General features: G+C 51.6%; 18 protein-coding genes and 1 riboswitch. Of the genes, 14 read left to right on the top strand and 4 right to left on the bottom strand.

Annotated features, from left to right (window positions below; all coding sequences use genetic code 11):
- The first annotated feature begins 19 nt into the window (after nt 1-19).
- The 11 genes from fmt to lnt all read left to right on the top strand — a co-directional run bounded on the left by fmt (nt 20) and on the right by lnt (nt 12367).
- On the top strand, nt 20-952 hold the full coding sequence (fmt, locus tag FYJ24_RS03880) for a methionyl-tRNA formyltransferase (protein WP_318656509.1): 933 nt from the start codon (nt 20-22) through the stop codon (nt 950-952).
- Nucleotides 949-2391, top strand: coding sequence for a transcription antitermination factor NusB (locus FYJ24_RS03875; protein ID WP_154543795.1), 1443 nt, complete (start codon nt 949-951; stop codon nt 2389-2391). The genes fmt and FYJ24_RS03875 overlap by 4 nt, the downstream gene beginning before the upstream one ends.
- Before the next feature lie 75 nt (nt 2392-2466).
- Nucleotides 2467-3117, top strand: a complete 651-nt coding sequence (gene rpe, locus FYJ24_RS03870; RefSeq protein WP_154543793.1) for a ribulose-phosphate 3-epimerase — start codon at nt 2467-2469, stop codon at nt 3115-3117.
- A gap of 36 nt (nt 3118-3153) precedes the next feature.
- A riboswitch (FMN riboswitch) is annotated at nt 3154-3277 on the top strand.
- Nucleotides 3278-3328: 51 nt separating this feature from the next.
- Nucleotides 3329-4123, top strand: a complete 795-nt coding sequence (locus FYJ24_RS03865) for an ABC transporter permease (RefSeq protein WP_154543791.1) — start codon at nt 3329-3331, stop codon at nt 4121-4123.
- On the top strand, nt 4120-5148 hold the full coding sequence (locus FYJ24_RS03860) for an ABC transporter substrate-binding protein (RefSeq protein ID WP_206192485.1): 1029 nt from the start codon (nt 4120-4122) through the stop codon (nt 5146-5148). Before FYJ24_RS03865 ends, FYJ24_RS03860 begins: the two co-directional genes overlap by 4 nt.
- 34 nt (nt 5149-5182) lie before the next feature.
- On the top strand, nt 5183-5446 hold the full coding sequence (locus FYJ24_RS03855) for a phosphoribosyl-ATP diphosphatase (protein ID WP_154543788.1): 264 nt from the start codon (nt 5183-5185) through the stop codon (nt 5444-5446).
- 7 nt (nt 5447-5453) lie between these two features.
- Complete coding sequence (gene hisG, locus FYJ24_RS03850; protein ID WP_154543786.1) at nt 5454-6302, top strand: ATP phosphoribosyltransferase; 849 nt, start codon at nt 5454-5456, stop codon at nt 6300-6302.
- Between the two features lie 6 nt (nt 6303-6308).
- Nucleotides 6309-7220 (top strand): helix-turn-helix transcriptional regulator, encoded by a 912-nt coding sequence (locus FYJ24_RS03845; protein ID WP_154543784.1) that lies wholly within the window; start codon nt 6309-6311, stop codon nt 7218-7220.
- On the top strand, nt 7207-8139 hold the full coding sequence (locus tag FYJ24_RS03840) for a helix-turn-helix transcriptional regulator (protein ID WP_206192484.1): 933 nt from the start codon (nt 7207-7209) through the stop codon (nt 8137-8139). The genes FYJ24_RS03845 and FYJ24_RS03840 overlap by 14 nt, the downstream gene beginning before the upstream one ends.
- On the top strand, nt 8136-10835 hold the full coding sequence (locus tag FYJ24_RS03835) for a DEAD/DEAH box helicase (RefSeq protein WP_154543780.1): 2700 nt from the start codon (nt 8136-8138) through the stop codon (nt 10833-10835). Before FYJ24_RS03840 ends, FYJ24_RS03835 begins: the two co-directional genes overlap by 4 nt.
- The gene (gene lnt, locus FYJ24_RS03830; RefSeq protein ID WP_154543778.1) at nt 10823-12367 is read left to right on the top strand and encodes an apolipoprotein N-acyltransferase; all 1545 of its coding nucleotides are present in this window, start codon (nt 10823-10825) and stop codon (nt 12365-12367) included. The genes FYJ24_RS03835 and lnt overlap by 13 nt, the downstream gene beginning before the upstream one ends.
- Nucleotides 12368-12412: 45 nt before the next feature.
- On the opposite strand, the gene FYJ24_RS03825 is transcribed toward lnt, so the two are convergent.
- From FYJ24_RS03825 to FYJ24_RS03810, 4 genes are all read right to left on the bottom strand, one after another.
- The gene (locus FYJ24_RS03825; protein WP_154543776.1) at nt 12413-12691 is read right to left on the bottom strand and encodes a hypothetical protein; all 279 of its coding nucleotides are present in this window, start codon (nt 12689-12691) and stop codon (nt 12413-12415) included.
- Nucleotides 12688-13200 (bottom strand): MerR family transcriptional regulator, encoded by a 513-nt coding sequence (locus tag FYJ24_RS03820; RefSeq protein ID WP_154544031.1) that lies wholly within the window; start codon nt 13198-13200, stop codon nt 12688-12690. Before FYJ24_RS03820 ends, FYJ24_RS03825 begins: the two co-directional genes overlap by 4 nt.
- A gap of 149 nt (nt 13201-13349) precedes the next feature.
- Nucleotides 13350-14102: a transcriptional regulator FtsR gene (gene ftsR / locus FYJ24_RS03815; protein ID WP_154543774.1), complete on the bottom strand. Its 753-nt coding sequence runs from the start codon at nt 14100-14102 to the stop codon at nt 13350-13352.
- Nucleotides 14099-14542: an FHA domain-containing protein gene (locus FYJ24_RS03810; protein WP_154543772.1), complete on the bottom strand. Its 444-nt coding sequence runs from the start codon at nt 14540-14542 to the stop codon at nt 14099-14101. Before FYJ24_RS03810 ends, ftsR begins: the two co-directional genes overlap by 4 nt.
- 131 nt (nt 14543-14673) lie before the next feature.
- Between FYJ24_RS03810 and FYJ24_RS03805 the strand changes: the two genes are divergently transcribed.
- Genes FYJ24_RS03805 through FYJ24_RS03795 form a run of 3 tightly spaced genes read left to right on the top strand, consistent with a single transcriptional unit; the run spans nt 14674 to nt 18443 of the window.
- Nucleotides 14674-16221, top strand: a complete 1548-nt coding sequence (locus FYJ24_RS03805) for a UDP-N-acetylmuramoyl-L-alanyl-D-glutamate--2,6-diaminopimelate ligase (RefSeq protein ID WP_154543770.1) — start codon at nt 14674-14676, stop codon at nt 16219-16221.
- 12 nt (nt 16222-16233) lie between these two features.
- Nucleotides 16234-17676 carry a ribosome biogenesis GTPase Der gene (gene der / locus FYJ24_RS03800; RefSeq protein WP_154543768.1) on the top strand — a complete coding sequence of 481 codons (1443 nt, stop codon included), beginning with the start codon at nt 16234-16236 and terminating at the stop codon, nt 17674-17676.
- The gene (locus FYJ24_RS03795; RefSeq protein ID WP_154543766.1) at nt 17673-18443 is read left to right on the top strand and encodes an SGNH/GDSL hydrolase family protein; all 771 of its coding nucleotides are present in this window, start codon (nt 17673-17675) and stop codon (nt 18441-18443) included. Before der ends, FYJ24_RS03795 begins: the two co-directional genes overlap by 4 nt.
- Nucleotides 18444-18473 lie beyond the last annotated feature (30 nt).

The following is an 18473-nucleotide window of genomic DNA, read 5'->3' as shown; positions in this document are numbered from 1 at the left end:
TGACAGCTAAGATGGGAATGTGAACATCCTTTTTGCGGGCACTCCCGAAGTTGCTCTTCCCACCCTTCGTGCGCTCAACGATAGTGACAACACCGTTGTTGGAGTCTTAACTCGACCGCCTGCACGCAAAGGGCGCAAAGCAACCCTGGTTCCTTCACCCGTGGCTACATATGCATCCGAGAACGGGATACCTCTGATCGAGACATCCCAGCCAAGCGACGTAGATACGCTAGAACGCATCAAAAGTCTCGTCCCCGATATAGGGGTAGTCGTGGCCTATGGCGCTATTTTGAAACCAGATGTTTTAGAAGCACCTCGACGCGGCTGGATTAACCTTCACTTTTCTGATTTGCCTAGGTGGAGGGGAGCCGCTCCCGTGCAACACGCAATCTGGAATCGAGACGCCGAGGTAGCTACCTCCGTATTCCAGCTCGATGAAGGCTTAGACACCGGCCCCGTGTATTCACGCCAGGTGTTTCCTCTGCGCGGTGATGAAACCTCTGGTGCTCTTCTCGAGAGTCTTTCTCTCAAGGGAGCTTTACAGGTTGTCAATGTAGTCAGGGCGATCAATCAGGGGGAGGTTCCTGTGCCGCAGGCGACGGAGGGAGCAACGTATGCTCGACAACTCTCGCGTAGCGATGGTTTTATCGACTTCTCTGAGTCCCCTGAGGTTCTCGACGCGCATGTTCGTGCCGTTACGCCAGCTCCTGGTGCATGGACAACTCTTCGGGGCACACCCATGAAGATAGGCCCTATAACGCCTCTTCCAGACATTGATGAGCTTTCTCCAGGTCAGGTGTTCGCAACGAAAAAAGCTGTCCTTGTGGGCTGTAGAGATGGCGCGGTCCGCTTGGGAGAGGTCGCCCCCGCTGGAAAGAAATGGATGGCCAGTACTGATTGGGCTCGTGGCGCCCGGGTGGGAGACGTGCGTTTGGGAGAAGTGTCTTTATGAGTCAGAGGCGCACTAAACAGAGCTATCGTCCGAAGCGCTCTGCGGATCGCCCGCGGGCCGTAGCACTTTCCGTACTAGAGCAAGTTGAACAGGGAGGTGCCTTCGCTAATCTAGTTCTCCCGAAAGCATTGCGAGCTGAACAACAGTCGAATAGCAAGTTTTCCTTTCGTGATTCAGCGTTCACTTCTGAGCTTGTCTACGGGACGCTGCGCCAACGCGGATATCTTGACACGGTTCTGGCCCGCTACTGTTCGCGTCCGTTGTCTCAGCTGGACCCGACGGTCCTAGAAATACTCCGACTAGGTGCGTATCAACTTCTTTTCATGCGAGTTCCAGACCACGCGGCAGTGGCGGAGAGCGTCGATCTTGCGAGGGAAGCTACTTCCGATGGCCCCGCAAGAATGGTCAACGCGGTATTGCGCTCAATCACTCGTGCAACCGAGCAAGAGATAGATGAGGTATTCGATCATATCACTGGTCATATTGAGAGAATTGCTGCAAAGACTTCCCATCCACAATGGGTGGCGCAAAGCTTCGCAGATGCATTAACCGCGCACGGACGGCAGCCTTCCGATTTAGAAAGAGTTCTCCAGGCCAATAACAAGGCTCCTGCTGTCAATCTTGTTGCCCGTCCTGGCCTTATTTCGCGAGATGAACTTCTCGACGAGTCTCGAGAGATACTTGAAGGAGATCCCTATCCGGGAAATCTGACGCCGTATTCGGTATTCCTTGATGGAGGCGATCCGGCTGCACTACCTTCCATCCGCTCAGGTCATGCTGCAGCTCAAGATCAAGGTTCGCAGTTAGCTGCTATTCTCCTGGCGACGGCACCTCTAGAAGGCTCCGACGAAAGATGGCTTGACCTGTGTGCAGGACCAGGTGGAAAGACTGCCCTTCTTGCATCGTTGGCACCCAAAGGCACGACAGTCGTCGCTAATGAAATCAATCCCAAACGGGCGCGGCTTGTCGAACGTTCTACCCAAGCACTCGATAATGTGGATGTCGTAGTGGGCGATGGGCGACATTTTGCAGCTGGATACCTTTTTGATCGTGTTTTGGTTGATGCCCCCTGTTCTGGATTGGGTTCATTGCGGCGCAGACCTGAATCTCGCTGGCGTCATCATTCGCACGATCTTGATGAGCTACTACCACTCCAGCGAGACCTCTTCCAGGCAGGAATCCGTGCGACAAGGCCCGGTGGTGTGATTGCCTGGGTCACTTGTACCCCTCAAGTGGAAGAAACCCTCGACCAGGTCGATATGGCTCTTTCAGGCGGGGAGGTGGAACTCATAGATGCAAGAGCACTATCAACTGGGGTGACTCCTGACGCGATAAACTCCGATAGCGGTTCCGGTATCGCCCCGTATACGGTGCAATTATGGCCCGATGTTCACAACAGCGATGCTATGTTCATTGCTCTGTTGCGGAAAGTGCGATAAGAAAACGTCGGTTCTTTTGGGTTGCCTACCTGAGTTCGCAATAGACCATCGAATGATACAGGTAGGCTTGTGCACATGAACGCAAAAATCAGCCCTTCAATACTTAACTCAGACATTGCCCACCTCGCCGACGAAATTGAGGCAATCTCTGCTGCTGATCGTGTACACGTAGATGTGATGGACGGTCACTTTGTACCCAATCTATCGTGGGGAGTGCCAATAGTTCAGGCTGTGGCGGGAGTAACGGAACTGCCCATTGATACACATCTCATGATCGAAGCTCCTGACCGATGGGCTCCGGACTATGTTACTGCAGGTAGCACTGTTGTGACCTTTCACTGGGAAGCTGCCACTGCGCCCATTCGTCTAGCCCGTGAGCTGAGAAATATGGGGGCCAAAGCTGGCGTGGCTCTTCGCCCAGGCACGCCAGTTGAGCCCATTCTTGATCACCTTGAAGAATTCGATCTAGTCCTCATCATGACAGTTGAACCTGGATTTGGCGGACAAAAATTCTTACCTAATACACTGGGGAAAGTCCGTGCTGTGAAGAACGCCATCCGAGAGCGAAATCTCGATGTCGAAGTTCAGGTGGATGGGGGAGTGAACCGCGAGACTATTCACGAAGCATTAGCGGCAGGTGCCGATAATTTTGTCATTGGTTCGGCTTTGTTTTCTGCTGAAGATCCATCTGTAGAGGTTTTGGCTTTCAGAGAGATTCTTTCCTGACCCATGCAGTTGCGCCACGCTGTGGCATAATAGTGCCTGTTGCTTCGGGGTCGGTGAAAATCCGAGCCGGCGGTTAGAGTCCGCGACCCGCCTTTTTGAGGTGGTTGAACTGGTGAAACTCCAGTACCGACGGTTAAAGTCCGGATGGGAGAAGCACAGGCGATATACGTTGCCTGCATTTGAGCGCCCCGGGGCCGGAAAGGAAAGCCCGATGGCGCACTCGTCGCGTTTTGTCGCGATATCGGCCCCACTACTATTGCTCGCAGTACTCATTGGAGTATGGGCCTTGGCAGCTGGTGTCGGTGGCACATCGAGCCTATTTTTTCCGTCCCCTTCGAATTTTGTCAGTCGAGCAGTAGCACTGGCTGGTGAATCGTGGTTTTGGAACCGTGTTGGTATTACTCTTGCCGAGGCGGTTACTGGATCTATTGCTGGCGCATTAGTCGCAGTCCCCGTGAGTTGGCTGATTTACCGCAGTTCGATTATCAATGCAGCATTACAACCATTTCTTGGCGCCACACAGGCAATTCCTGCAATTGCTTTGGCTCCTCTCCTAGTCCTGTGGGTAGGCAGAGGATTTGGCGCCATCGTATTGCTGTGTGCACTCATGGTGTTTTTCCCAATCCTGGTCTCTACTACGGTTGGTTTACGCCACCTCGACCAGGATATTTTGGACGCCGCTAGCCTCGATGGTGCGTCAGGTTGGCGCATGATCTGGTCTATTGAACTTCCCCTCGTCATGCCATCAATGTTGGCTGGTGTTCGCAATGGTTTCACGTTGTCGATCACCGGCGCAGTCATCGGTGAAATGGTTATGGGGGGAACAGGCTTGGGTTCACTCCTATCCCAACAGCAACACAATCTGGATACTGCAGGAATGTTCGTGACGGTCGCGGTGCTGTGTCTACTGGCTATGTCTTTGTATTCCGTTGTCTACGCATTCGAACGATCCGGAAAAAGGGCAGTGCAGCAGCGCCGTCACACATGGATAAGGAGTTCCCGATGAAGAAAACGACAGCAATGGTCATTGCTGCTTCCACACTACTCATGCTTACAGGCTGTGGGGGAGGAGTGAGCCCTTCTCAATCAGCAACAGAGGAAGTTGTCGAGGTCTCAACCAACGGAAAACCTTTAACGCTGGGGCTTACCTACGTCCCCAACGTCCAGTTTTCTCCCGTCTACGTTGCCGCTGAGGACTCGATATTTACATCAGCTGGGCTAGGAGTGTCAGTTCGGCACCACGGCGCTGATGAAGGTCTCTTTTCTGCGCTTATATCAGGTGATGAAGATGTCGTAATTGCATCAGGTGACGAGGTACTCCAGGCGAGAGCGCAAGGTGTAGATATCGTGTCTATCGGAGCTTTCTATCAGGAATATCCTGTAGAAATCATCGTGCCTGAAGGCTCACCTATTACCAGCTTTGCAGATCTCAAAGGAAAACGGGTGGGTCTTCCGGGAGAATTCGGCTCAAACTGGTTCGGCTTGCTGGCGGCACTGGACGAGGCGGGTCTCGCAAGGGATGATATTACTGTCGTTCCCGTTGGATTTACGCAGGCAGCATCTCTTGTCAGCGGTGAAGTCGATGCGATAGTTGGATTCTCTAATTCCGATGCGGTACAACTCCAAGAAATGGATTTTGCCGCGCGATCGTTACCACTGCCTGATGATGTTCCACTTGTAGGAGCAAGTATTATCACAACTCAAGCTTGGCTCGCCGATAATGAACGCAACGCAAAACATCTAGTAGACTCGCTCACCGCTGCTATGGACAAAATTGCGGCTAACCCCACGTATGCTCTCGAAGTGAGCGCCAAATGGGATGATACTCTCTCTGATCCCGGCGCGCGTGCCGGAGCAAAAGCCACGCTGGCAGCAACGATTCCACTGTGGGTGGGAGAACATGGTGCTGATGCTACCCAAGACCTTGAACGGTGGGAAAAGATGGGACCTTTCTTAGCAGAAGTTCTCGGAGACCCAGCTGTTGCCGAGCATGCGGAAGGCGCAGCGACTAACCAGTACGTGAGTCAGTGAGAAGAGACCGGAGATAACCGCGTATCCTGGGAGCATGACGACATTTGAGGAGCTCTTCGAAGATCTTCAGCGCAAAGCAAGCGAGCGACCCGTTGATTCTGGGACTGTACAAGAGCTAGATAAAGGCATCCACTTCATTGGTAAAAAAGTAGTTGAAGAAGCTGCAGAGGTGTGGATGGCCGCAGAACATGAAAGTGATGAAGCCTGTGCCTTAGAGATTTCACAGCTGCTTTATCACGCACAAGTCATGATGATTGCTCGCGGCCTGACACTCGACGATATCTACCGCCACCTGTGAGGAAACAATGCTACAAATAGCTCTGCCCAACAAAGGTTCGCTCTCTGAAGCGTCTGTTTCCATGCTTTCTGAAGCTGGCTATCGGTGCAAGCGTCGTGGTCGGGAGCTTGTGATCGAAGATCCTGACAATGATGTACGTATTTTTTTCTTGAGGCCCCGCGATATTGCCGTATATGTCGGTGCGGGTCACGTACATGCGGGTATCACCGGTCGGGATTTGCTCTTAGATTCGGAAACTGAGGCAATCGAGTATGAGCCGCTGGGTTTTGGTCGCTCACAGTTTCGATTTGCGGGACCCATTGGCCAGTTTTCATCGATTGCCGATATTGAAGGCAAAAGGGTTGCGGCTTCGTATGACCATTTAGTCAATAGATTTCTCAAGGATCGGGGAATCTCAGCGACTGTCGTTCACCTCGATGGAGCAGTTGAGTCCTCGGTCCAACTGGGAGTCGCTGATCTCATAGCAGACGTAGTGGAAACAGGCTCTACTTTGCGAGCCGCAGGGCTGGAGATTTTTGGTGACCCGATTCTCAGCTCTGAAGCTGTTCTGATCACAACGCACACCCATGTTGATCACCCAGCACTGCGAGTTTTGTCAAGAAGACTCCAAGGGGTACTCGTCGCCCGGCGTCATGTCCTGGTGGATTACAACCTTAAAGCAAATGATCTTTCATTGGCAGTCAAGATCGCACCAGGGTTTGAGTCTCCAACCGTTTCGCCCTTGGCTGACCCCGATTGGTTGGCAGTGCGCGTTGTCGTTGAACGCGACGAAGTAAATAAAGTCATGGATCAACTACTGGGAATTGGAGCACAGGGAATTATCGTGACCGAGTTAGCGTCCTCACGATTGGCTTAGTCTAACGTGGCCGCAGTCGATGCTGGAACAAGACTTCTTGTTTTGACAAGAGTGTTAGCTGATACTCAAATAGGACATACTCGCGACACCCTACGCTCAATGGTTCCAGGCTATGAAGGCCTTTCGGACGATGCCTTTTTGCGGGCTTTTGAACGTGACATAAAAATGCTTCGGGACCTGGGTATGTTTGTCGAAACGAGGGGTGAACTTGAGACTCCTCGTTATCGACTTGGTGCAGAGAGCCGAAGCGACCAACGTGTTACTTTTTCACCCACCGAAGCTGGCCTGCTAGCAGACGCAGCAGGGGCATGGGACTCAGAAGCGGACGGAGCTGCTCTTCTAGCACGGTTAAGTATTTTCGCGAATGAGAGTTTGCAGGGAACCGTAAAGACGCGCCTCGAGGGCAGCGGAATAGTTCCAACATTGTTTTATGCTGTAGCACGTCATCATCCTGTGGCATTCACGTACGCATCACGTAAGGGGGTTGAGCACAGAGATGTTACGCCTTGGCGACTTCTTGCCCATGGACGCGCTCTCTACCTATGGGGTTTTGATCTCAACCGCTGGGCTGAACGTCTATTCCGTGTCGGTCGTATACAGGGAGACGTGAACCTTATTGGAGAGGCAGGGGAGGACGGGCCTGGTCCCCAAGCACGACCACCTGATATATTCCGCATTGCACCAATCCTCATGGTGCGCCGTGACGTGGCGCCACTTGTACGAAATATGTGCACATTGATAGAACCGGTAGACCAGGAATGGGATCGCTGCCAAGGAAAAAACAGCGATTCTGCTTTATGGGAAAGACTCATATTGGAAAATGCCAGCGATGTTGTAGTTCTTGGTCCTCCAGAGCTTCGGGAGCGTCTCCTTAGAATAATTAATGCAAGTCGCGGGGAGGAACATGGAACGCAATGATCTTCTCTTGCTGCGTTTAGCCCGGCTTTCAGATTTTATTCGTGAAAATCCGGGTATCAGTACAGCGGAAACCGCCGCGCACTTCGCATGTTCTCTTCCAGAGATTCGCGCTGATATTGAGAGACTTATTGAGGCATCTGAAGGAGATGGGCGCCTAGAAAGACCCTTCTTTTTTGACTACAGCTTGTATACGGAGTCCGATTGCTTGCAGCTCAGTGATGAACGCCCACTTGCTTCAGCTTTTAGTATTACAAGCGCAGAAGCATCTCTCTTGCTCAGTGGACTTGAAGTATTGGCACCGACGATGAGTCCACAAGAAAGAGAAATGCTACCTCGTCTTGCAGCAAAGATTGTCTCCCTCACTAACAGTGAGGTTAGCGACGGCGAGGTTCATATCCTGTCAGATATGACCGGAATTAGTTTCTATCAGCAATTACGTATTGCCATCCAGGGCCGTCGTAGTGTTGAGGTGGAGTATCTGTCTGCAAAGGGGCAAAAGAGTACTCGCGTCATTGATCCTTTTGTTCTCTATCAGGTTGAAGACGGGTGGATTGTGCAAGCCTGGTGCCATCAGGCACGCAGTGAACGCGCATTTCGCCTAGATCGTATTCACCGACTAAAGGTTACCGAGCAAAGCCAGCTTGAAAAGGGACCAGGTCGAAGAAAACGTGACCCCTTATGCGAGGTAGTTCTTCGCCCGTCAGCATTGTGGCGCCTGGCAGATCTGCCGTCGGCAAAGGTCAAAAAGGCTAAAGACTCGATTAGTGTCAGCTTGCGTGCCTGGGACGAGAAATGGATTGTAGGGCGGCTAGTGTGGATGTATGACGATATCATTTCAGTTACCCCCGATCGGTACTTGACGTTGGCGCAGGAGAGCGCGAAGCGGGCGAAGAACACTTGGGCGGAGTGGAAACCATGAATGATGACCTAAGTCCAGCTGAGCGCATGGAACGGTTCAGAGATTTTCAGACACGGGAGAAAACGGGAGTCAACAGTTTTGTCGAGTCTTTGCCTTTTACCCCGGACTCTTTCCAGGTCGAGGCGTTAGAAGCCTTAGCGGAGGGCTTCTCCGTGTTGGTTGCAGCACCTACGGGAGCTGGTAAAACAGTAGTGGGGGAGGGCGGCGTTCATATGGCGCTATCCTCTGGTGGAAGAGCATTTTATACGACGCCAATTAAAGCGCTTTCTAACCAAAAGTTCCGGGAGTTTTGTGAAAGATTCGGTCCACAACGCGTCGGTTTACTTACCGGCGACACCTCGATAAATCCGCAAGCTGATGTGGTGGTAATGACCACTGAAGTCTTACGGAATATGATTTACGCTGGTGCTGATCTGCGCAATCTACGAATGGTTGTCCTCGATGAAATCCACTACTTGGCCGATCGTGTTCGTGGCCCAGTGTGGGAAGAAGTGCTAATTCAACTTCCAGAGCACGTCCAAACAGTCTCACTATCTGCGACGGTGTCTAACCTCGAGGAATTTGGTCAGTGGTTGTCTGAGGTGAGAGGCAACTGCAAGATTGTGGTCTCCTACAAGCGGCCCGTGCCACTGTACCAACACATGATGGTGGGCAAGCGAATCTATAATCTCTACGCTGACGAGAATGCGCAAGCACGTGCTGAGAGCGGCGCTCCACCTCGGCTGAATCCACAGTTACTGGCTGATATTGCCGAGCATGCACCGCGGAAAGGACGCCGCCCGATTCCTAGTCTTGTGAACAGGCCTAAGGTGGCGAGGGCAGTTCAGCGGGTTGGATTCCTCCCCATGATTGAGTTCATTTTTTCGCGGGCTGCATGTGATGAGGCGGTGTCAAGTCTGCTTCTCGAAGGACTCTCCTTTACAACGGAAAAGGAGCAAAAACAGATTGCAGCTATCGCAGAACAGGCGACACAAGCCATTCCAATAGCTGACCATGGCATCCTCGGACTGGCTTCGTTGCAGAGTGCACTAGAAAATGGCATTGCTGCACATCATGCGGGTATGTTGCCGATCCTTAAAGAAACTGTCGAAAAACTCTTTTCTTTGGGCCTTGTGAAGGTGGTGTTTGCGACTGAAACTTTGGCTTTAGGTATCAATATGCCCGCTCGCACTGTTGTCATTGAATCTTTAGAAAAATGGAATGGCTCAGAGCACGTCCGCTTGAGCCCGGGAGAATACACACAACTCACAGGTCGCGCTGGCAGACGTGGCATTGATGTAGAGGGTCACGCGGTTGTGTTGGGACGGGGGGTGGTGTCAGCCGAAGAAGTAGCACAACTAGCGACTCGCCACAGCTATCCCCTCAAGAGTGCTTTTTTCCCCGGCTACAACATGGTTGTTAATCTCTTGTCCAGGGCGGATGTTGAACAAGCTAGACGTGTCTTGGAATCGAGTTTTGCTCAGTTCCAAGCTGACGATGCAATTGTTGGTCTCGCAGCCAAACTGAGAAAAGCCGAAGCGAAACTTCATTCTGTGCAAGAAAGAATCGCTTGTAGCAAGGGTGATGCTGCAGAGTATTTCGGACTGAGGGAGGACCTTACCCGGGCCCAAAAGGAGCTTTCGCGAGCGTCGCGAGAAGGAAATATTGTCTTTGCTACCAAGACACTGCGTAAATCGAAGCCTGGACAGGTAATCCACTATCGCAAGGGACGCAGATGGCGCAGTGCCGTAGTTGTCGTTGGCGCAGATCGTAGTTTTGATACACCACTGATTCGTGTTGTTGGTGAAGACGCTAAAGTTTTCACTCTGGGCCCGGCCGACATGGCACGAGGCCCACATGTTGTGGGGCATATGAGAGTGCCGTCTGGGGGTGCCAGGCGCTTACGTGACCGCCAAAGCGTTGCTAAACAAGTGCGCAGTATCGCTAAGAATGCATCGCACCCGCGAGAAATCACGAATCCAACAATGTTGCGTCTGAGCGAAGAAATATCAGATATCGAACTTCGCCTGCGTTCCCATCCAGTGCACTCGTGTCCCGATCGGGAACTTCATGCGGTTCCGGGACACGAGTGGGTAAGACTGGAACGGGAATGTCGTCGCCTCAGAAACCAAATAAATTCTCGAACATCTTCCATTGCTGCAGAGTTTGACCAGGTCCGACAGGTATTGCATGAATTGAAGTTCCTTGAAGCTGATGAAGTAACTGGGCGCGGAACTGACTTGCGCCGGATATTTGGCGAGCGCGACTTATTGGTCGCGTTGGCATTTAGCCGTGGAGTTTTCAATCAACTGACAGCCCAAGAATTGGCCGGGTTTGCTTGCTGTTTGGCATATGAGCCCCGCAGCGATGTAGGAGGAATGGATCCTTATATTCCCACACCAGCTCTTAGACAGGCGTGGGCTGATCTTGGGAAGGCATTCCGAGACGTCTCGAGCGCCGAAAAGACGGCCGGGTTGGAACGCACATCGGCGCCAGCAGGTGATCTTATTGATATCACGTACCGGTGGGCCGGGGGAGCGACACTTTCATCAATTTTGCCCGATGCGGAAATCACTGGCGGTGATTTTGTCCGATGGATGCGTCAGACTGTCGACCTATTGCAGCAACTCACTCGTCTAGGAGATGCAAAGTTTTCAGCGCGGGCCAATGAGGCCTGCAGTCTGCTCCGCCGAGGAGTTGTCGCGTGGAGCGAGTAACCGTGCGTGAACGACTCATTGGATACTCACAACTTGCTTTCTCAGCACTTTTTATGTGGGCTTCATTTCCCGATGTCGGCTTGTGGTTTCTTGTATTTCCTTCACTGGCTCTTTTGGTTGCTGCCACTGATAACGTCACGGTAGGCAGGGGAGCGTGGTACGGGTTTCTTTGGGGGATAGGATTCTTTCTGCCTCATATATCGTGGCTTCTTGTCGCAGTTCCGGGGAGTGTGGCTCCCTGGATCGCGCTCAGTGTCGCGCAAGCAGCGTCACTGACTCTTTGGGGAACTTTTTTTGCGGCTAGCCGACACTGCGCGTGGTGTCGCACTTGGTGGGGGGAAGCATTCATTGCTTCATTGTTGTGGGTTGGCATTGAGCAACTTCGATCGAGAGTACCTTTTGGAGGGTTTTCTTGGGGAAAAGTCGCCTATGCACAGGTAGATTCACCACTGCTGACTCTAGCTCCATTAGGTGGCGAAACATTGGTGTCCTTTGCCGTCATGTTTTTAGCAGTGATTCTTCGTTATGCTTTGTCCCTGAAACATAAGCCTTCACCCATACTGCGCTGGGCACTTGCTGGAGGATTTACTGCGGCTCTGATAGCTCCAATGCTCATTAGCTTACCCAATACGCAACAATCAGGTGCCGTCACTGTTGCGGCAGTCCAAGGAAATGTCGATATTCCTCAGGAAGAAACATACTCCGTCGAAGGGAAAGTATCAGCTAATCATCTTCGGGAGACTGAAAAGATGATTATTGACCATCCAAATGTAGATTTGGTTATCTGGGGTGAGAATGCGCTAGATCGCGACCCAGCAGCCTCACGCATAACCGATGAAATAGTGGCTCAAGCCAGTGAAGCTGTCAATGTCCCGCTTTTGGCTGGCTTTCAAGAATATGTGGATGATATTCGCTATAACTGGATGGGCATTTGGTATCCGGAAACAGGGTTAGACCAGCATAAATATGGAAAGCAACATCCAGTTCCTTGGGGTGAATACGTTCCATATCGACAGTTATCAGAATGGCTGGCTAGTGAAGCCGCACAGATTTCTGTAGACATGGTACCTGTTGATAATCCAGGGATACTCAACGTGAGGCTCAATGACGGACGTGATCTTCCTATTGCTATAGGAATCTGTTTTGAGGCTGCCGACGAACCGATTTTTTCTGAAGGAGTCGTGCTCGGCGGAGAAATCATTGTCATTCCAACGAACAATGCACAATTCGTTGATTCGACTGAATCGACCCAACAGCTCCAGATGGCGCAATTCCGAGCCGCTGAATTCTCACGTGCCGCAATGCAAGTATCCACCAACGGTGTCTCAGCACTCATTCGTCCAGACGGATCGATCCTCACGTCAACCCAGCGACAGGTTGCTGGCAATCTCGTTGACACACTACCTTTGAGGACTACGATTACACCCGCTGCTGTAGTTGCTGAGCCACTGGCACGAACGGCCATAGCAGCAACTCTATTGTTAGGCAGCATATTTATAGGCGTAGGTATCGTAAAAAAGATGCGAAAATAGTACATGTTGATCCGATAATGTACATTATGTCAAGTTGAAAGAGTTTTAGAGAACTTGCAGACTTTGCCAGTTCTCCCTCACTCCAGACGCCACATCGATCCGAAAAATCTGTCCTCTACTGTTGGACCTAAGCCAGTTTAAGAAAGAGTCAATCTGATAGCCCATACCTTCAAGGTGAATGGTTAAGGTTGTCGTGTCTTCGCTGGCTCGAAATGATCCACATAATCTCTGAGACTTTGCTTCTTTGAGAGCAACAGCTAGGAAATCGTAGTCAAGCCCGGCACCGCGGACATCAATATCTACGACTCGCTCCGCTTCAGTCATGATGCATTGCGACGTCTGTTGCGCCGGTCAGCTAGTTCATCGAGACCGACGACATTTCCGCCCTCAACAGGAAATTCTGCCAGAGAGCCTTCGACTTCACGCCACACCTTGCCAACTGCTATTCCAAATACGCCCTGGCCTCCCTCAAGAAGATCAACGATCTCATCTGCCGAGGTACATTCATAGACAGAGGCTCCGTCACTCATGAGCGTAATTGTCGATAAGTCGTCAACACCGCGATGAGCTAGTTGACCAACAGCTGTACGTACCTGTTGTAGGGACACTCCCGCATCAAGCAACCGTTTGACAACTTTGAGGACCAGTATGTCTTTAAAAGAATATAGCCTCTGCGACCCCGATCCTTTTGCTCCCCTAATAGATGGAACAACAAGCCCGGTGCGAGCCCAGTAATCTAATTGGCGATAGGTTATTCCGGCGGCCTGGCATGCAATTGGACCTCTATACCCGGCTGCAATATCAACCTCTGCCAGAGGATCACCAAAAAGCATCTTCTGCCTTGGCTCGTTCCTTATACTCACGCCTGGCTCCTACTGTGAAGGGATATTACTACTATACGTAAACGTTAGGTCTGAAAGCTCTCTGGGTCAATCATTAGTGCGGCGTGCCTTGAAGTTCAAGTTCAGGTTTAGGGTTATTCCTATTCTAGAAGAGCAGCCACGGCTAAAACAAATATCTCATTATGCAGGTCAGATATGTTTTCACTGAGTTGCTCTGCTTGGGATCGATTGCGCTCTCGGTCGCCAGGTCGAGAGCGATTCTCCCGCGATGTGATGACACGCTCAACTAGGTCAGCGCAACGATCTGCACTGACACGTACCCCTCGCAGTGATCGTGCCTGTACACCGCTCTCCCCTAGTTTTTGTACTAGAGTAACGACCTTGACTGCCCTGGCCGGGAATCGTCCGCCCAAATCAGGATGAATCAATCCGACACGGACACACTCTTCGATAATGTCACTCGGTGCACCTGTGACTTCTCGCAGTGTACGTAAAGTAACGCTCTGCCCTTGAGGTACGACGACTTCACCTTCTGAAGAAACCAGGCGTGCTGCAGGCTCCGGGCCTATGTCGTAGCCGCCATCAAGTGCTTCAAGCTGTTCATGAATTATTTTGAGTGGGGCATACGAATCACGTTGTTGTGCAAGAATAAAACGAATACGCTCAAGATCCGCTGGAGAATACTTCCGGTAGCCCGATCCGGTGCGGAAAGGCTTTACTAGCCCCTGATCTTCGAGAAAACGAATCTTGGAAACAGTAGTTGCTGGAAACTCTTCCTTCAGCAGTCCTACCAGTACGCCGATTGAATATTTTGGAGTGCGGTCCACTCCCCTGGGCCATGTACCAGGACCAATCTCATCGTGCGGCAGGGCCGCAGTACTCAAGTTACTCATTCAGATACGGTGCCACCTGCTGGTGCGGGGTGATAGGTCAAACGATATTTTCCAATCTGTACCTCATCCCCCGCGCTCAGAAGTGCTTGGTCTACGCGCTCACGATTTACGTATGTTCCATTGAGCGCACCCGAGTCCCGCACGAGAAAACCACCGTCTTGAGCAATAAACTGGCAATGTTTTCGCGAAACCGTCACATCATCGAGAAAAATATCGGCCTTTGGAGAACGCCCAGCATTTGTTACGGCTGCGTCAAGCAGAAATCTGGCGCCTGTATTTGGCCCTCGTTGCACAATGAGAAGTGCAGTTCCTGCCGGAAGCTGATTGACGGCCGCCTGGTCTCTGGAAGACAGCGGAACGTGAACCAAATCTGCTACCTCTGGTTCCAATCCCCCGTTAAACATCGTGGTTTGTGTTGGATCCACTTCGGGTTCAGTCATGCTGCCTCCTCAGATCACTGCGATAGTACGTAGAAACTCTAGTAGTTTCTTGGCGCATACACCAGTCTACCCATCCGCTCACCCAGACGCTAAGGTCAAGAGGGAATCTAGACCCGACTATCATAGGCTCTATGAGCATAGGTCAACAATATCGGCCCAATTTGTCGGTGCGATCTCTCAGAGATTTGCTTGATGGTGTGGAGGGCGTACATTCCTCAGAGATCCCCGATGTAGAAATTGAGGGAATCAGCCTAGATTCGCACGACCTAGAGCCAGGTTGGTTATTTGTAGGAGTGCCCGGGGAACACCATCATGGAGCTCGCTTTGCAGAAAGTGCTATTAAGCAGGGCGCGGTCGCCGTTGTGACAGATATGGTGGGGGCTGCACATGTGAGTGGGGCTCCAACCATCATTGTTGAGGATCCTCGCAGCGTTGCAGCCGAGCTAGCCGTTCGTTTCTATGGTGGTTCACACCAACATCTGAAAACAGTGGCAGTCACCGGCACCAACGGAAAGACGACGACTAGCTATATGGTGCGTTCGGCTTTAGGCTCTACATGCGGTGAGGTAGGACTCATGGCAACGGGCATGATTGATGTTGATGGCCGTCCCCAATATATGCTCAGAACAACTGCTGAAGCACCAGTGGTTCAGCGAGGTTTAGCTGTTGCTGCCCAAGAGAATCGTGGAGCTGTGGTCGTTGAGGCATCGGCGCATGCGATGTCCTTGGGACGCCTCGACGGACTTATGTTCGATGCCGTAGCTTTCACAAATCTTCAACATGACCACCTGGATTACTACCACACGATGGACAAGTACTTCCAAGCAAAGGCACTTCTCTTTACTCCAGAGCACGCTCGGGCTGGAGTTGTGTGCACCGATGATTCGTGGGGTAGACGATTAGCTTCGGAAGCAAGTATCCCCATCGTGACGGTCTCTGCACTGACAGAAACTCCCAGTGGTGTGAATATGGATCATCACTGGTCGGTATCCTGGTTTGGACCTCGTGAGGACAGATGGGGCACTGCATTCACTCTTGTTTCGCCTGAAGGCATAGCGTATGAGGCCTTTTCTCCTATCCCCGGAGCAGTTAACGTCCAAAATGCGGCAGTTGCTATCCTCGCGGCAACTCAGGCGGGTGTACCCATCGAAGAAGCTATCAGGGGCGTTGGTCACACTCCCCCAGTTGCTGGAAGGATGGAGCTGGTGCCATCCGATGAGGCGCGGCAGCCTCGTGTACTAGTGGACTATGCACATACTCCAGAGGCGCTTCGAGCTCTCTTAGAAACGGTAAGGCCACTGGTCAAAGGACGCATCATTCTTGTCTTCGGCACCGACGGAGACAGAGATGCTTCGAAACGGGAAGAGCTGGGTGAGATTGCTGCGGAAATGGCAGACATTCTCTGGGTAACGGATGAAAATCCTAGAACCGAAGACCCCGCGTCGATTCGCGCATATCTAATGAGGGGTATTGCCCGTGTTCGTCCCACTCTTGAGGGCGTAACAGAGGTATCACAATGCCGTCGTGACGCCACGAGGATGGCAATTCAAGCGGCATCTGTTGGAGACCTTGTCATGATTACCGGAAAGGGATCGGAAGCTTCCCAAGAGATAATGGGAGTGTTTCACGCATACAGCGATACGATTGTGGCAACCGAAGTGCTCACGGCTCCCCTGTAAGAGAGACTTTTTATGACTGATTCCGTTCACGATGAAGAACTGATGCGGGCCAACCTGCTCCAATATGATTTGGAAGAGGAGGATCTTGATCTTCTCACTACTCAAACTGACGCTCATCCAGATATAGAGGAGCCAGCGGCACTTCCCGTACTTGCAGTTATTGGGCGTCCCAACGTTGGAAAGTCGACGTTAGTGAACCGCATATTGGGCCGCCGTGAAGCCGTAGTGCAAAATATTCCCGGCGTTACTCGTGACCGAGTTATGCATAAGGCCGAATGGGCTGGTAGAGATTTTCAGCTAGTGGACACAGGTGGCTGGGAAGTTGATGTGGCTGGCCTGTCCAAGCAAGTTGCTGACCAAGCAGAAATTGCTGTCGATATGGCCGATGTTGTTATTCTGGTTGTTGACGCCACTGTGGGGGCAACCGCCACGGATGAAAGAGTTGTAGAACTTTTGCGGCGTAAAGGAAAACCTGTCGTCATTGCTGCCAATAAAGTTGACTCTTCGAAGCAAGAGGCCGATTCATATTCTCTTTGGTCACTTGGCCTTGGAGAGCCTTTCCCCATCTCAGCGCTTCACGGACGGGGAACCGGGGACCTATTGGATGCGGCTGTTGGACAGCTTCCACCATCCGCCGGATATTCCGAACATCACAATCGTACTGGTCTGCGAAGAGTAGCTTTAGTCGGCCGCCCCAATGTCGGTAAGTCTTCACTTCTCAACGCGCTTGCTGGTGAGGAACGGGCGGTTGTCCATGACATGGCGGGTACAACCCGTGACCCTGTCGATGAGATTGTTGATCTTGACGGACGATTATGGGAGTTTATCGACACCGCTGGAATTCGTCGGAGGGTTCACAAGACTACGGGCGCAGATTATTACGCTTCTTTGAGGACTCAAACCGCTCTAGAGCGTGCCGAAGTTGCCTTGGTCCTTGTTGATGCTTCAGTTTCACTGACAGAACAGGATGTGCGCGTTGTTCAGCAAGTGGTTGATGCAGGCCGAGCCCTAGTCATTGTCAATAACAAATGGGACCTCGTAGATGAAGATCGTCGATACGATTTAGAGCGTGAAGAAGAGCTAGATCTCAATCAAGTCGAGTGGGCACCTCGCATCAACCTTTCTGCTAAAACAACGTGGCACGTCAATAGGATTACTAAGGCTCTCAATACCGCCTTGGACGGGTGGGAAACACGAATTTCGACCGGAAAACTCAACTCTTTTTTGGGCAAGCTCACAGCAGCAAATCCTCATCCTGTTCGTTCAGGCAAACAGCCACGGATTCTCTTTGGAACCCAGGCTGCCACGTGTCCCCCACGTTTCGTTCTTTTCGCCACGGGTTTTCTTGAACCCACCTACCGCAGGTTTATTGAACGACGCCTCCGGGAAGAATTTGGATTCAATGGTTCACCAATACAAATCTCTGTGCGAGTACGTGAAAGGAGAAGGCGTTGATCAATAGCTATGTTGCTATCGGTGACAGTTTTACCGAAGGGCTAGGGGATCCCCGTCAGGATGGTACTTTGCGGGGATGGGCGGATCGAGTTGCAGAAGGACTGGCGTTCCATAAAAGTACTGTGGATAACGACCCGTTTCTCTACGCAAATCTTGCCATTCGAGGTAGAAAACTGCGGCAAGTACTGGATGAGCAACTTGACGTCGCAATTGAAATGAAGCCAGACCTGATTTCTTTTAACGGAGGGGGAAATGATATTTTACGTCCCAATTTCCCGCTTGCGGAAACGACAGCCATGGTCAAACAGGCTGTATCGAAAATTCGAAATGCAGGAATTGCAGTACTACTGTTGGCAGGACCTGACCCCTGTGACCATCTGCCACTAGGAAAGCTCTTTCATGCCCGTGCTGGAGAATTCACAGATGTGACAGGACAATGGGCTGGAAATCTCGCAGGAGTAACCTATTGCGACAATTTCCATGACCTCACTTTGCGCGCTCCGCAGTATTGGTCTGAAGACGGACTTCATCTGGGCCGTGCAGGGCATATGAAGGTCGCCATGAACTCTCTAAATGCACTGGGTCTGACGCCACCTCCATATTGGAGCATTAATGAGGCGCTCAACGATGGAGTAAACCGTCATTTTGGTGATGTTACCTATTATCGTCAACACGTTGCCCCGTGGATCAAACGCAGACTAACTGGGAAATCGTCAGGTGATGGACGCTCTGCAAAACTTCCGTATCTGACAAACTTTCCGACATAGGTCCCGTTGCACCATTGCAACGGTTGAAGA

Origin of the sequence: Scrofimicrobium canadense, from assembly GCF_009696615.1 — a bacterium.
Classification (GTDB): domain Bacteria; phylum Actinomycetota; class Actinomycetes; order Actinomycetales; family Actinomycetaceae; genus Scrofimicrobium; species Scrofimicrobium canadense.
Note: the sequence above shows the minus strand (reverse complement) of the source record. Positions and strands in the feature narration are given on the sequence as shown.

Coding starts and splice junctions, on each gene's coding strand:
- der (WP_154543768.1), top strand. CDS start 16,234: ATGACTGATTCCGTTCACGATGAAGAACTGATGCGGGCCAACCTGCTC.
- FYJ24_RS03860 (WP_206192485.1), top strand. CDS start 4,120: ATGAAGAAAACGACAGCAATGGTCATTGCTGCTTCCACACTACTCATG.
- FYJ24_RS03805 (WP_154543770.1), top strand. CDS start 14,674: ATGAGCATAGGTCAACAATATCGGCCCAATTTGTCGGTGCGATCTCTC.
- rpe (WP_154543793.1), top strand. CDS start 2,467: ATGAACGCAAAAATCAGCCCTTCAATACTTAACTCAGACATTGCCCAC.
- FYJ24_RS03820 (WP_154544031.1), bottom strand. CDS start 13,200: ATGCTTTTTGGTGATCCTCTGGCAGAGGTTGATATTGCAGCCGGGTAT.
- FYJ24_RS03810 (WP_154543772.1), bottom strand. CDS start 14,542: ATGACTGAACCCGAAGTGGATCCAACACAAACCACGATGTTTAACGGG.
- hisG (WP_154543786.1), top strand. CDS start 5,454: ATGCTACAAATAGCTCTGCCCAACAAAGGTTCGCTCTCTGAAGCGTCT.
- FYJ24_RS03875 (WP_154543795.1), top strand. CDS start 949: ATGAGTCAGAGGCGCACTAAACAGAGCTATCGTCCGAAGCGCTCTGCG.
- FYJ24_RS03840 (WP_206192484.1), top strand. CDS start 7,207: ATGGAACGCAATGATCTTCTCTTGCTGCGTTTAGCCCGGCTTTCAGAT.
- FYJ24_RS03835 (WP_154543780.1), top strand. CDS start 8,136: ATGAATGATGACCTAAGTCCAGCTGAGCGCATGGAACGGTTCAGAGAT.
- FYJ24_RS03865 (WP_154543791.1), top strand. CDS start 3,329: ATGGCGCACTCGTCGCGTTTTGTCGCGATATCGGCCCCACTACTATTG.
- ftsR (WP_154543774.1), bottom strand. CDS start 14,102: ATGAGTAACTTGAGTACTGCGGCCCTGCCGCACGATGAGATTGGTCCT.
- FYJ24_RS03825 (WP_154543776.1), bottom strand. CDS start 12,691: ATGACTGAAGCGGAGCGAGTCGTAGATATTGATGTCCGCGGTGCCGGG.
- FYJ24_RS03855 (WP_154543788.1), top strand. CDS start 5,183: ATGACGACATTTGAGGAGCTCTTCGAAGATCTTCAGCGCAAAGCAAGC.